General features: G+C 44.7%; 13 protein-coding genes. 5 read left to right on the top strand and 8 right to left on the bottom strand.

The features are described 5' to 3' along the window. Window positions 1–6: 6 nt before the first annotated feature. Together AC27EZ_RS09345 and AC27EZ_RS09340 are read right to left on the bottom strand one after the other, a co-directional pair. Window positions 7–507 carry a TIGR02444 family protein gene (locus tag AC27EZ_RS09345; protein WP_487135067.1) on the bottom strand — a complete coding sequence of 167 codons (501 nt, stop codon included), beginning with the start codon at window positions 505–507 and terminating at the stop codon, window positions 7–9. Next, window positions 500–2,437, bottom strand: a complete 1,938-nt coding sequence (locus AC27EZ_RS09340) for an ATP-binding cassette domain-containing protein (RefSeq protein ID WP_487135066.1) — start codon at window positions 2,435–2,437, stop codon at window positions 500–502. Before AC27EZ_RS09340 ends, AC27EZ_RS09345 begins: the two co-directional genes overlap by 8 nt. 116 nt (window positions 2,438–2,553) lie before the next feature. Here AC27EZ_RS09340 and AC27EZ_RS09335 point away from each other — a divergent pair, with 116 nt between their 5' ends. Then, window positions 2,554–2,760, top strand: coding sequence for a YheV family putative zinc ribbon protein (locus AC27EZ_RS09335; protein WP_487135065.1), 207 nt, complete (start codon window positions 2,554–2,556; stop codon window positions 2,758–2,760). Window positions 2,761–2,918: 158 nt separating this feature from the next. Here AC27EZ_RS09335 and AC27EZ_RS09330 read toward each other — a convergent pair whose 3' ends face one another. Then, window positions 2,919–3,635: a PEP-CTERM sorting domain-containing protein gene (locus AC27EZ_RS09330; RefSeq protein WP_487135064.1), complete on the bottom strand. Its 717-nt coding sequence runs from the start codon at window positions 3,633–3,635 to the stop codon at window positions 2,919–2,921. A 429-nt stretch (window positions 3,636–4,064) separates the two neighbouring features. Between AC27EZ_RS09330 and AC27EZ_RS09325 the strand changes: the two genes are divergently transcribed. Further along, complete coding sequence (locus AC27EZ_RS09325) at window positions 4,065–5,162, top strand: DUF748 domain-containing protein (RefSeq protein WP_487135063.1); 1,098 nt, start codon at window positions 4,065–4,067, stop codon at window positions 5,160–5,162. A gap of 19 nt (window positions 5,163–5,181) precedes the next feature. Here the strand turns inward: AC27EZ_RS09325 and AC27EZ_RS09320 are convergent, their stop codons facing one another. Both AC27EZ_RS09320 and AC27EZ_RS09315 read right to left on the bottom strand, forming a co-directional pair. Continuing rightward, entirely contained in the window at window positions 5,182–5,433 is a 252-nt protein-coding gene (locus AC27EZ_RS09320) for a SlyX family protein (protein ID WP_487135062.1), read from the bottom strand. Between the two features lie 31 nt (window positions 5,434–5,464). Then, on the bottom strand, window positions 5,465–6,457 hold the full coding sequence (locus AC27EZ_RS09315) for a WD40 repeat domain-containing protein (protein WP_487135061.1): 993 nt from the start codon (window positions 6,455–6,457) through the stop codon (window positions 5,465–5,467). A 137-nt stretch (window positions 6,458–6,594) separates the two neighbouring features. On the opposite strand from AC27EZ_RS09315, the gene fkpA reads away from it, so the two are divergent. The 3 genes from fkpA (at window position 6,595) to AC27EZ_RS09300 (ending at window position 10,799) form a co-directional block, all read left to right on the top strand. After that, window positions 6,595–7,380 (top strand): FKBP-type peptidyl-prolyl cis-trans isomerase, encoded by a 786-nt coding sequence (gene fkpA, locus AC27EZ_RS09310; protein WP_487135060.1) that lies wholly within the window; start codon window positions 6,595–6,597, stop codon window positions 7,378–7,380. Between the two features lie 463 nt (window positions 7,381–7,843). Next, window positions 7,844–8,329, top strand: a complete 486-nt coding sequence (gene greB, locus AC27EZ_RS09305) for a transcription elongation factor GreB (protein WP_487135059.1) — start codon at window positions 7,844–7,846, stop codon at window positions 8,327–8,329. A gap of 136 nt (window positions 8,330–8,465) precedes the next feature. Then, window positions 8,466–10,799, top strand: coding sequence for a Tex family protein (locus AC27EZ_RS09300; RefSeq protein ID WP_487135058.1), 2,334 nt, complete (start codon window positions 8,466–8,468; stop codon window positions 10,797–10,799). A 69-nt stretch (window positions 10,800–10,868) separates the two neighbouring features. Here the strand turns inward: AC27EZ_RS09300 and AC27EZ_RS09295 are convergent, their stop codons facing one another. From AC27EZ_RS09295 to bioH, 3 genes are all read right to left on the bottom strand, one after another. After that, on the bottom strand, window positions 10,869–11,822 hold the full coding sequence (locus tag AC27EZ_RS09295) for a putative metalloprotease CJM1_0395 family protein (RefSeq protein WP_487135057.1): 954 nt from the start codon (window positions 11,820–11,822) through the stop codon (window positions 10,869–10,871). Between the two features lie 17 nt (window positions 11,823–11,839). Beyond that, on the bottom strand, window positions 11,840–12,112 hold the full coding sequence (locus AC27EZ_RS09290) for a hypothetical protein (RefSeq protein ID WP_487135056.1): 273 nt from the start codon (window positions 12,110–12,112) through the stop codon (window positions 11,840–11,842). A 144-nt stretch (window positions 12,113–12,256) separates the two neighbouring features. Continuing rightward, complete coding sequence (bioH, locus tag AC27EZ_RS09285) at window positions 12,257–13,051, bottom strand: pimeloyl-ACP methyl ester esterase BioH (RefSeq protein WP_487135055.1); 795 nt, start codon at window positions 13,049–13,051, stop codon at window positions 12,257–12,259. Window positions 13,052–13,204 lie beyond the last annotated feature (153 nt).

Raw genomic sequence — 13,204 nt, 5'->3', positions numbered from 1 at the left:
GTTCTTTTACGATAATTGTTTAACGAGGTGGCTAAGCAGTTGGCGCGCTTCAGCACTGTCTCTTAGACCATATGCATTGATAAAAGATGCAATCGACGCATTTAGCACGCCACTATTCGGCATAGAGGCCCCACTAGGTAACGATGCTACCTCTAGCGCCGTAAACGCTTCAATAATATCTGCCTGCTGCTGCTTTTCTAATGCTAACTCTTCTTGTTTTAGCGCGTCATACTGCAATGCATTACCACCATTATCAGGGTGGGCGGCTTTGCGCATTTCCCTATGTTTAATTAGGTGCTCGTCTTTCAGGCTTGCGGCGTCTATCACCTTTTTAAGCTGCATTAAATTAATAACCACGTTTTTTTCTAAGCACCAGCATAGTAACAACAGTACGTTTACGTTGACCCCATGGTTGTCTTGCAACACCAACGCAACCGGTGCGGTATCACCTACACTGTAACGAGAAACAGAGTATTGCCAAAACGATGAGGCATCTAAACTATGCATTTTCAAACTCCTCTCGCTCTTTTTCTATTTCTTCTTGCGCATCGAGCCACGCCATTTCCTCTTCTTCTAACTGCTGAGTAAGTGTGGCTTGTTTATCCAGCAATAGCATTAGCTCTGATTTCCTGTCGTCGCTATACAAACCCGTGTCGGCCATCGTGGCTTCTAACTCTGCGAGTAATGACGCGCATTTTTCCATTGCCTTTTCATGTTTCTCTATGGCTTTTTTGAGCGGCGCGATTTTTTGCCTAAACTCAGCGGCTCGCCGCTTTTCTTCTTTTTTATCGACCTTGCGTTCTGGTTTACTCTCAGACGGTTGGCTTTCCTCTTTGGCTTCGCTATTCGCTCTCGCCTTTTCAGCAGCTTGTTGCTTTAAAATCCAATCGCGATAGTCATCAAGGTCACCACTAAACGGCTCAACCGCGCCACTATCTACCAAATAAAAGTCTTCACACACAGACGAGAGTAAAAATCTATCATGCGATACCAATACCATCGCCCCCTCAAACCCCTGAAGGGCAATATTAAGGGCATGACGCATTTCTAGATCTAAGTGGTTAGTCGGTTCATCAAGCAACAATAAGTTGGGCTTTTGATAAACAATAAGCGCCAACACTAAACGCGCTTTTTCTCCACCAGACATTGGCGCAACCAGAGAAAGTGCTTCATCGCCATTAAAGCCAAACCCACCTAAATAATCGCGCAATTGTTGCTCTGTCGCCTTTTCGTCTAGGCGCTGCAAATGCAGTATTGGTGTTGCATTCGCATCAAGCGTCTCTAGTTGATGCTGAGCAAAATAACCAATTTTTAGGCTCTTTGCGGTATTGAAAACACCCTGTTTCGGGTCATGTACACCGGCAAGCAATTTAATCAGCGTGGACTTCCCTTGCCCGTTTCGCCCGAGTAAACCTATACGGCTACCCGGAACCAAATTCAATTTAACCTGTTGCAACACGATACGTTCGTCGTATCCAAGTTGAACCTTTTCCATTTGCACCAACGGATTAGGTAATGCGACAGGCGGCGCGAAAGAAAAACTAAACGGGCTTGCCATGTGCGCTGGCATTAACGTTTCCATTTTTTCTAGCTGCTTAATCCGGCTTTGTGCTTGCTTTGCTTTGCTAGCTTTAGCCTTAAACCGCGTGATAAAAGAATTAAGGTGGGCCACCTTTTGTTGCTGTTTATCATACTCAAGGTTTTGAAGACGAATACGTTCAGCTCGCTGCGTTTCATAAGCCGAATAATTACCCGTATAGGTCACTAACTTTTGATGCTCAACACTCACAATTTGCGCGACGGTATTATCAATAAATGCTTTGTCATGCGATATCAAAAGCAAGGTCCCATCGTAACGTTGAAGCCACTTTTCCAACCAAATTACGGCATCTAAATCTAAATGGTTAGTGGGTTCGTCTAGCAGTAATAAGTCGGAGGGGCACAGTAAGGCTTGCGCAAGGTTAAGACGCATACGCCATCCCCCTGAAAAATCACTCACGGGTGACGATAACTGCGCATTAGTGAACCCCAGCCCTGACAATATTGTCGCGGCTCGCGATTCAACATCATAGGCGCCTGCTTGATCGAGCTGGCCATGAATTTGTCCTATTGCCACACCATCTTCACGCTGTTCTGCATTGGCTAATTGCTGTTGCAGGTTGCGTAAGTGTTTATCGCCATCAATCACATACTCAATAGCGGTTCTGTTAGTTGCAGGCGTTTCTTGCGCAACACTAACAATGCGCCAATCAGACGGTAAACTACAGTCACCCGCATCAACGCTAAGCTCTTTACGCAATAGGGCAAATAGGCTCGACTTACCGCAGCCATTACTGCCTATTAGCGCTACTTTATGGCCAGGAAATACTTGAGCGGATGCTTCTTCAAGTAATACCTTTCTGCCACGCAGTAACGATACGTTAGAAAGCTTAATCATAAGTAACCTATATGGAATGACACAGGGCGCGTATGATATCAAAAACTTCAGGCAAAAGCTGATCAACGAACGGGTTTTAACGGTATAATACGTGCGTATTTAATAAAGGTGTATGTATGTCAAAACGTGTTAAACGCCGCTTTGTTGCTGGCGCAACCTGCCCTGAGTGCAAAGAATTAGACACCATTTCGTTGTATTTCGAGAACAACGTGGAAAAGTTAGAGTGTGTGGCATGTGGCCATAATGAAGCGCAGACTGATGAAAAAGTAAGCGCAGCTACCCGTAGTAACGAAAACGTAATTGGTATTTTTAAGCCTCATTAGCACCCTTGTTTGAAAACGTGCCTATTGAGCAATATTTTGTTGTGTCGTTGATTACACAAAACTAACGTTACAGATGTTGTTTTAATATCAAAAAAGGCCAGCTTAAAAAGCTGGCCTTTTGCACTATTTTTTAACTTAATCAGCGTAAAGGCTTCGTTTTATGCACGCAGTTTACGGCTTCCGAGCAATAGCATAGCAAGCCCTAAAGCTGCGATACCAGCTGGTTCAGGTACATCGCGTACACCGAACAACTCTAGTTCGTTAACCTGATGTAAGCTTTGGTTAATAGTAGAATATGCTTCGTATCTAAAAATACTATAAGCTGTAGTCTGCGTTGCAAAGTCGCCCATTGCTGAAGAGAATTCTACAACCTGGTTTCTTGCCGACCATACACTACGTCCATTATTGTCCCACGTATAAATGGCTGAATAGTTAATGCCGTCGTTAGACCCTAATAGTCTCCATTGGTCAGCATCTCTTCCCGCAACATCATTTCCTGAAGCTAACGTAAATACATTCAAGAAATAGCGATCTAAACCGAAATCCGCTTCCACCCAAACACTGCGTAGGTTTGATTGGCTTAGGTCTTGTGCTTGAGTACCAGGGCCATTACAACACCATTTCGCATTACCAGAGCCAACCGTGTTATCAAACACATTGAACGCACCTTCATTATTGAAGATGTTTTCATGGCTTGCTCTGAATACTGCGTCATAGCCAACGTTAGAAGACGCTGATGCGTTATTTTCTGGATCAGTTAAATCGCCACCGATCAGTGCGCTTGAGCCTGTCCCCAAAACGAGTGCTGCTTGAGCTGGCAAAATGCTACATAGCATTCCAACAGCAAGAATTGATTTTAAAAACGTTAACTTCATTGGTGATACTCCCACTTCATTTTACTTACACCAATCAAAAAACATACCACTTTTTCAATCAACTGTTTTAGCAGGTAATTTATGTTTTTAAAGCCGCTTAGAACAGGGCGATGTAAAAAAAGCTGACACACCATTATTGAAGATACCACTCGCAAAATAGCTATTATTAAGCTTATCTGGTAGAAAATGACGGTAGGAAGCATTTACACAATCGACCGTGAATTACATCATGCCGTTCAGGCAATGAGCTTTATTTTCGTACTGCTAGCGTCAAACAGCAAGTTCGTGCAAAGCTGAAATTCATTATTTATCATTGAATTTTAACACTTTTTTCTAAAAGCGCGTTGCGAAGCCAAGCACACGAGATGGACGATTAGAATTTACGCAGCAGGCACGCTTTTTGTAGGTCACTACCTAAAGGAGTGATTTATGAAAACGGTTCAGCAACGTATTTACTATGTTTTATTAGGGTTGTTAATTGTGTTGGTCGCCGCTCGGCTCGCCATGCCCTATGCAGCGGCGTGGTATATAAACGATACATTGAGTAAGCCCGGTCAGTATAATGGCCAAGTAGGTGATGTAGACCTTATGCTGTGGCGAGGTGCCTATAGCCTTGAAGATGTATTGTTATACAAATCTAACGGTGAAGTCGACAGGCCCCTATTTAAAGCGGATTACGTTGAGTTTACGCTGTCTTGGTCTCAGCTTTTAGAAGGCGCTGCGGTTGGTCGCATTGTGGTTAACTCTCCAGAGATAAATTTTGTTGATGGTTCAACGGATGAAAAAAGCCAGTCTGGTAAAAACGAAAACTGGCTCTCTATTGCCGATCAACTCTTTCCTCTTCGTATAGATAAACTGGACATTAATAACGGAAAAATTGCATTCTACAATCCTGACACGTCGCCAGTTATCGATATATCTCTTAACGATATTCAGTTAGAACTTAAAAACTTGGTGAACAGCACCGCACGCTCGGATACCCGTGTTGCCACCGCAACTGCAACAGGGCAAACCGCTGAACAAGGTACCATTACACTAGATGCAAAATTGAACCCAGCGACAACCTCACCTACATTCGACATTGATATACGTGCCGACAACGTAGCATTGGTTAACTTCAAAAACACCCTCGACACCTATGCTCCATTTGATTTAGAAGCTGGTACGTTGACACTCGCCGCCGAGATTGCGTCGAACGAGGGTGAGATTAAAGGCTATATAAAACCTATCCTGCATAACGTTGAAGTGTTCTCTTGGAAAGGTGATATCGAACGTGACGGTGATGGCCTTATAGAAGGCAGTGTAGAAGCGCTATCTGCCGTCGTGGCTGAGCTTTTTGAAAACCAAAGCGAAGATCAAATTGCGACACGAATACCAATAGAAGGGCGCATTTCTAGCTTAAATACTGAAGCATGGGAGGCGTTTACCGCAATTTTAGAAAACGCTTTTGTTAAAGCATTCAAAGGCGATGTTGAAGAGAGTATCGAATTAGAACGATTAAATGTCGATAAACCCAATGCGCGATAGCCCTTGCAAATCAAGCCCGTTAATAGTGTGGGGGCGGCGCTTCTTCTGATTGTTTTGCAATATTAGACGGCTCTATTGATTGCACACGCTCTACAACATGGCGAACTTTGAACGCAATGTCGTCTAACTGCTTTTGTTGAGATGATAATGCTTCGTTGAGTACATCAATAGTGTGTTCTTGAAACGCCACTTTAGTTTGAAGCTCTTCAATATAATTATGTGCTAAGTCGAGCGCGTCTTTTAAGGCGTGCTGCGATGTTTTTTCAGTCATAGGGTACTCAGTTTACGGTACATTTGCCGTGTTATTTATCGCGGTGCCATAATTCGGCCAAGCCGCTGCTGCTTTCTGTGACTATATTACCATCTGCCATAAAGGCAACGCCATAAACAACTGCAGTGGGCGGCGAAATAGATGCCCTTGACGCGACCTCCCAAGACTCGAGTTCTTCACCACTACGCACATCCCAAAGGTAAACCTTTCTAGAGGGTGAACCAGTAAGTAAATACTTACCATCTTTTGAAAATTCAGCATCAGTAAAAATTTTCTGACGTGCAATAAATTTCAGCGAACTGATTGGCTGCCCAGTTTGTACGTCCCAGATTTGCGATTTGCTTTGACTATCTGCCGTAAAAGCGAATCGTCCCTCGTCGTCAAGTGCCACTTTAGTAACACGTGTAGGGTGCGTGAAAGTATGAATAATTTGCCCCGTATCTGTGCTCCATAGATACGCGATATAATCATTCCCCCCCGTCAGTGCAAACTTACCATTAGGGGAAATATCAATGGAATTTACTTTTTCTTGATGCCCTAAAAATTCGATACGCCGTTGTGTTTTCGGTTCAAAGTACATCACCTTACCGTTCGCCCTTGCGACTAATACGCCCTTGCCGTTATTGGCCACTGCCACATCACGAATGCTGGCTTCGTCAATACGCCAAAATCCCTCGGGCTCACCCGTCTCTAGATTCCACAAAGCAAATGCTTCTCTATCAGCTGTTACTACATACGTTTTATCTGCGGAAATATGTACCGACGCGACAAGGTTACTACCCTCACCTTGATGCCCCCACTGGTATCTTGGCGTCTCTTTACCGATTTCCCATACATTTACGCCACTATTTACCCCCGACACCACTGCTAATGTGCCATCGGTCGTAATATCTGCGGCATATGTCCCTTCATCGACATGTCGCCACTGTTTAATTGGCGTCGTTTCTGGGATAGTACAGGCTGACAAAACGCCTGTGAGTACCGTGATCAGTAATGTGTTTTGAAAAAATTGCGGATTAAACATAATCAAATGGGTTTCGCTTTGTTAGTGCTAGGTTTACCATAGCATGGATAACGCATCTTTCACTATCGTGCACACTGCCCTAGATGCAGCAGTAAAAATACAGAAGCATGATGATAAAAATTAATGGAGACGTTTTTATGCAGAAGTCGCTCGTTGCCTTATCAACGCTTGCTGCGCTAGGCCTTTTTGCCTGCCAGCCAAACACATCAGATGAGGCTACAACTACAAGCGCTGATAGTGCACAAACCGCTAGTGTTGCTGCACAAGAGATGACAGATACGCAAAAGCAAGCCTACGCAATGGGTGCCAGCATGGGCTTGTTCGTAAACAGTCGTGCAGAACAACAAGAACAACTTGGCCTTGCGATGGACCAAGAAGCCCTTAAGCAAGGCTTTAACGACGGGTTAAACGACACGTTGAAATTCACCCCTCAAGAAATTCAGCAAATTGCTCAACAAGGCGAAGAGATGCTTCGCGCTAAGCAACAAGAAATGGCTGAAATGGCGGCGCAAAAAAATATTGAAGCCGGCGCAGCATACCTTGAAGAAAATGCTAAGCGTGATGGCGTAATGACCACTGAGTCTGGCCTACAATACGAAGTGCTAGAAGAAGGTGAGGGCGCAAGTCCACGCGCTGAAGATGTAGTAAAAGTGCATTATCAAGGCACATTACTTGACGGCACAGAGTTTGATTCATCTTACAAACGTGGCGAGCCTGCAGAATTCCCTCTAAACCGTGTTATTCCGGGTTGGACTGAAGGCGTGCAGTTAATGAAAGAAGGCGCGAAATACCGTTTCCACATTCCTTCAGAACTTGCTTACGGTGAGCGTGCTACCGGTTCAATTACACCAAACTCAACACTCATCTTTGATGTTGAATTATTGGAAGTTGTACAACCAGAGCCAAAGACAGCAGACGAGTAATAGTTTAAGCAAACCTCCTTATATGAAAAAAGCCGACGTTAATGTCGGCTTTTTATTTTTGATTCAGCATAGTCCGTGCCTACCTAATCCCAACATGCACATGACACAATTTGTCACACACGTACCCAAATAATAAAGTGGGTTATTCGTTAAATGTGGTATCTCGAATCAACATTCTTAGTATAGATGATTCATCGCCTTTTGCCGTCCATATTGCCATTTTCGTTAAACCAAATTCACCTAAAAAAACCATAGTTAGAACGAAATATTTAAAGGCCAATAATCAGCGATTTATGCCTCTCCGATAAGTCTTATAATACGAAACGCAACAGCCCGAAGGGACGTTATGTCTATTTTTCAATCAAACAGCCACTTTTTAGCCCTTTTAGCTTGTCAAAAGATTGCGTTCTTTGCCTTCACCCACATACAGTAGGGTAATTCCAGACAATCATAGCTAGCCATTGTGAAAACACCGCTCATCACAAGAAAGGGATATTTGAAGCTCAAGCAAGAGCTTGACGTGCTGTGGCGTGAGGAACGCCCGGAAATCACGAGAAAGGTGACGTGGGCAGCAAGCCTCGGTGACCGAAGTGAAAACGCTGACTACCAATACAACAAGAAGAAACTACGAGAAATCGACCGGCGGGTCCGTTACTTAAGAAAGTGCCTCGAAAACCTCAAGGTCGTTGACTATAGCGATGAACAAGAAGGTAAAGTGTTCTTTGGCGCATGGGTAGAAATTGAAAATGAAGCCGGTAACGTAATGGCGCTTAGGCTTGTGGGCTATGATGAGATTTTTGGTCGAAGAGACTATATCTCCGTGGACTCTCCTATGGCGAGAGCGTTGATTGGAAAAGAAGAAGATGACGAATTTGTAGTAAAAACAGAAGCGGGTGAAAAAGAGTGGTGGATCAATAAAATTTGGTACGACCCCACCGACAAACTATAGCATGCCAACGCATTGGCTCGCTAAACGCGGTTAATTACGCGTAAACCTATGCGGTGCTATACTTGCTGCAAAAATTAAACCCAGCGATGCCCACGTATTGTGGTTGCTTCGCTATTGCTATTGCCTAGAGCGAACTATGATCATTGAAAAAATTGCTAAAGAACTTGCCGTTAATACTGCGCAAGTGAATGCTGCGGTAACACTATTAGATGAAGGTGCAACCGTGCCTTTTATTGCACGTTACCGTAAAGAGGTCACCCAGGGCCTAGACGATACTCAACTGCGCAACCTTGAGCAGCGCCTGAATTACCTAAGAGAGCTTGAAGATAGACGTAGCGTAATTCTTAAATCTATTGATGAACAAGGTAAGCTCTCCGATACATTAAAAGCCAGCATTCTAGATGCCGATAATAAAACATCGTTAGAAGATTTATACCTACCGTTTAAGCCACGGAGGCGCACCAAAGGTCAAATTGCACTTGAAGCCGGGCTTGAACCGTTGGCAAACACGCTATTTGAAAATCCAGACTGCGATGTAGACAACGAAGTAAGTAAATTTATTAATGCCGAAAAGGGCGTAGCCGATGCCAAAGCTGCGCTTGAAGGTGCACGCTTTATTCTAATGGAACGGTTTGCTGAAGATGCAGCTTTGTTGGCGAAGATTCGTCATTATTTAGTAGAGAACGCGCACGTAAAAAGCAAAGTCGCGCCAGGCAAAGAAAAAGAAGCACAAAAGTACAAAGATTATTTCGAGCACAGTGAGCGCTATAAAAATGTGCCTTCACACCGTGCGCTAGCCATGTTTCGCGGTCGAAATGAGGGCATGCTTCACATTCAACTTGATGCAGACCCACAGCAAGAAGACGGAACGTCGTCTCATTGTGAGCATATTATCGCGAGCCATTACAACATTTCGCACAAGAACCGCGCTGCAGATGACTTTCTCGCCCAGGTCGTTCAATGGACGTGGAAGATTAAAATTGGCTTGCACATGGAAACCGAGCTTTTCAGTGCACTACGAGAACGTGCAGAAGAAGAAGCTATTGAAGTCTTTGCCAAGAATTTAAACGATTTATTAATGGCAGCTCCCGCAGGCGCAAAAACTACTATGGGGCTTGATCCTGGCCTTCGTACCGGTGTAAAAGTCGCCGTCGTCGACAAGACAGGTAAAGTCGTTGCGACAAACACGATTTTCCCTCATGTGCCTCAAAATCAGTGGGACAAGTCGATGCGTACGCTTACCACGTTGTGTAAGCAGTACAAGGTAGACTTAATCAGCATCGGTAATGGTACCGGTTCAAGAGAGACCGATAAGCTGGTTGCCGAGATGCTGAAAAATAACAGCGACCTCAATGCACAAAAAATTATGGTGAGTGAAGCAGGCGCGTCAGTGTACTCAGCATCCGAACTTGCCTCAAAAGAATTACCCGAATTAGATGTATCTATTCGTGGCGCGGTATCAATTGCTCGACGGCTACAAGACCCCCTTGCAGAACTGGTAAAAATTGAGCCAAAAGCCATTGGTGTAGGTCAGTATCAACATGATGTGAGCCAAAGCCAGCTTGGTAAGTCGCTAGACAGAGTCATTGAAGATTGTGTAAACGCTGTGGGTGTAGATTTGAACACGGCATCACCAGCGCTATTGAGCTATGTTTCAGGCTTAAACAAAACGCTCGCCCACAACATTGTAAAACGTAGAGACAAAGAGGGTGCGTTTACCGACAGAAAAGCGTTATTGAGTGTCGACCGTCTAGGCCCTAAAGCCTTCGAGCAATCTGCTGGTTTTTTACGCATTGTTAACGGTAGCAACCCTCTCGACGCCTCGGCAGTTCACCCTGAAGCATACCCCGTAGTTGACCGTATTATCGACACTACGGCAGTGGCGGTTAACGATATCATCGGCAACACTGAGTTGCTCAAAAGCTTATCTCCTGATGACTTTACCAATGACGCGTTTGGCTTACCTACGGTTATAGATATTTTTAAAGAGTTAGATAAGCCGGGGCGCGATCCCCGTCCAGAGTTTAAAACTGCGTCATTTAAGGAAGGCGTTGAAACTATCAACGACCTTAAGCCTGGTATGATATTGGAAGGTGTAGTTAGTAACGTAGCTAATTTTGGCGCATTTGTTGACGTAGGCGTGCACCAAGACGGATTAGTGCATATTTCTGCACTAACCAATAAATTCATCTCAGACCCGCGTGAAGTCGTTAAAGCAGGCGACATCGTTAAGGTTAAAGTGCTTGATGTAGATGTCGCGCGCAAGCGTATCTCGTTTACGATGCGTCTTGACGATACGCCCGATAAGGCAAACTCGAACCACCAAGGCGCAAAGCCGACAAAAGCGGGTAAAGCCACCAATAAACCGAAGCACAACCCTCGCGGTGGCAGTCCACGCCAAGATAAACCGCAAAATAGTTTAATGGGTAACGCCTTTGCCGACGCTTTCGCCAAGGCAAAAGAAAAATAACCTCATATGCAAAATAAAAAAACGCCAGCTTGCTGGCGTTTTTTTATGGGTTGAAGGAGTACTCTTTTGCTATACCGTTGCCGAGAACCCTTCAGCAGCTGGGGTATAGGCTTGCGAATAGAAACGCTGAATACGACCCACACGCCCTTGCATACCGCTATCATCAGTATTGCCAAAATCAAGTGAGCGAGCGCCGGGGCCTGATGCAGTGTCGGTAGACCGTTCACGGGTTGTCTCTTGCGCTGATAATATGGCGTCATCAAGTGAGCGAGTAGGTACATCAACCCCACCGTTATCCGTTATTTCATCAATACTTGGCGGGATAATTTCAGACGCTGATGGCGCTTTATCAACGCCAGAAAGCTGTTCATTTTTTTCTTGCGCTAATTCACTACGTGCTTCAAACGCTTTTTGTGCGGCTTCGGCAGCAACTTTTAAGTCTTGTGAAGAGGGTTGCGCTGGTGCCAATGCTGCAGCTCGCACTTGTTGCATTTTTCTAAGTGTTTGCTCTGCACTTTGTTCAGGCGAAATATCTATCGATACTTCACCATCGGTAACGTAGCGTTTGTTATCTGGCCCCGTTGTATATTCGTAACTTGGTGAGCCTGCATACTGCCCACCTGTCGTCGCGTGTGCCTGTTCGTGCGTGCGGACTTCTTGGTCCCGTGCCTTTAATTGCTCAATTTCTTGTTGTTCTTGTTGCGCTTGCTGCTTATCTTGTGCGTCTTGCTTACCTGCGCTTTCATCTTGCGCATTATCCTTTTGGTCACCAAATACGCTTTGAAACGCATTCTGTAAATCGGTTTGAATTTGCGGACGTTCGTAGGTGACAGGTGCTGGCGGTTGGCCTGGTGTACGGGCTTTATCAGACTCAGAGCCCAACCCCTTTTGTGACGCCCCTTTTTCGGCATCAGTTGAGGCAGGAATAGTTTCACGCAACACATTATCGCGCCTTGCCGCTTCCGTATTCACGTTAGCAGTAGGGTACGCAATAGCATTAAGTATTGGCGTCACTATGTTCACTGAAATCCTCTTAATCGCTAAGCGATAGTATCAATAATGGTTCCGAGCGTATCATTAGCTACATCGATAACTTTTGCAGATGCTTGAGCACTCAATGCATTGACGTTTAACGATAGTAAGTCGGAAGCAACATTGTCAGTAGTAGCGGGCAATTGTGGGGTATTGGTATTCTGTTGTGCAATATTTTTCGCTGCTTGCGTCACACCATCGCTGGCTTGTCGCAAACCATTTTGCCCTGCTGTAATAGCCGACGTTAGACCGCTGCCATTTATGCCACCAATCATAGACATTCACTCCCCCTACACTCTCATGTGCAATTATTAACCAATTTAACTGCAATGAAAAGGATAAATCCCTGCTATTTGGCTAACTTATTGTATAAAAATCAGTTATTTTTTTACCAAAGCGCCCGCCTAATCTCATGACACAAATGATTACGCGAGGTTAGCCAAAAACCTCAGTACAATGTCAGAGGTTTGCTGTGGATGCGAAATAAATGGCGCGTGAGACGCATGAGGCAGAACCACCGTATCCGCATTTGGCTGCAATTCACAGATTCTATCAATGCCACTCGTGGGCACTAAACTGTCTAAGCGGCCATACAATCGAAGCGTAGGACAACTTATTCGGCCAATGTCACTGCGCATATCTTCTGTCGACAATATTCTCAACCCTTTCTTCAACGCATCTACACAAGGTGAAGGATACTCAATAAGGTGCTGTTTTATCGCTTTGATATCTTGTCTAGCGGTCTCACTTCCCATCGCTTGAATAGCCAAAAAGCGTTCCAGTGTTTTCTCATAATTATGTTCAAGTTGAGACTCGAACGTGCTTAATAAATCTGGCGAAATACCTTGCCAGTTTTGGCCTGAGACAAATCTTGGCGTAGAAGCAATGGTAATTATGCCTCTTACTGCCTGTGGGTAGAGTAACGCTAACTTTTGGGCCACCAGCCCGCCTAACGACCACCCTGCCACCACAGCATGTGCCGGTAGGTGCGGAAAAATCGCCTTCGCGAGGGCATCCACATCATAAGGGTGCGGTAAATGCTCCGCGTTTTCGCCGTATCCCGGTAAATCAATTGAAGTAATTCGACAATGCTTGCTTAAAAAGGGAAGAAAAGAGGTAAATGCGCCGCTGTTCATTCCCCATCCATGAAGTAAAACCAGATCGTTTCCTGTACCTACTGTACGGGTGACGAGAGGTAACTTTGTATGTAAATCTGTCACTGAATCATCCTATTAATCACTGGCATGTTAAGTGCGATAGCAACACGCGCTTGCAAAAGCGAGAACCGAACGTATGAACCTTTCATGTTTATTATGTTATCAGGCAAGTCCGAGCCCAGTATGTCAGTGGTGTGAACATGACATCTTTTTTTT

This window comes from Alteromonas sp. 4NH20-0056 (assembly GCF_057539655.1).
This window is presented reverse-complemented; position numbering and strand designations above follow the sequence as displayed.

Excerpts from the sequence above, each read along its gene's own strand:
- AC27EZ_RS09315 (WP_487135061.1), bottom strand. The coding sequence starts at position 6,457 with ATGTTTAATCCGCAATTTTTTCAAAACACATTACTGATCACGGTACTC.
- AC27EZ_RS09335 (WP_487135065.1), top strand. The coding sequence starts at position 2,554 with ATGTCAAAACGTGTTAAACGCCGCTTTGTTGCTGGCGCAACCTGCCCT.
- AC27EZ_RS09300 (WP_487135058.1), top strand. The coding sequence starts at position 8,466 with ATGATCATTGAAAAAATTGCTAAAGAACTTGCCGTTAATACTGCGCAA.
- AC27EZ_RS09320 (WP_487135062.1), bottom strand. The coding sequence starts at position 5,433 with ATGACTGAAAAAACATCGCAGCACGCCTTAAAAGACGCGCTCGACTTA.
- AC27EZ_RS09330 (WP_487135064.1), bottom strand. The coding sequence starts at position 3,635 with ATGAAGTTAACGTTTTTAAAATCAATTCTTGCTGTTGGAATGCTATGT.
- AC27EZ_RS09325 (WP_487135063.1), top strand. The coding sequence starts at position 4,065 with ATGAAAACGGTTCAGCAACGTATTTACTATGTTTTATTAGGGTTGTTA.
- AC27EZ_RS09290 (WP_487135056.1), bottom strand. The coding sequence starts at position 12,112 with ATGTCTATGATTGGTGGCATAAATGGCAGCGGTCTAACGTCGGCTATT.
- AC27EZ_RS09340 (WP_487135066.1), bottom strand. The coding sequence starts at position 2,437 with ATGATTAAGCTTTCTAACGTATCGTTACTGCGTGGCAGAAAGGTATTA.
- fkpA (WP_487135060.1), top strand. The coding sequence starts at position 6,595 with ATGCAGAAGTCGCTCGTTGCCTTATCAACGCTTGCTGCGCTAGGCCTT.
- AC27EZ_RS09345 (WP_487135067.1), bottom strand. The coding sequence starts at position 507 with ATGCATAGTTTAGATGCCTCATCGTTTTGGCAATACTCTGTTTCTCGT.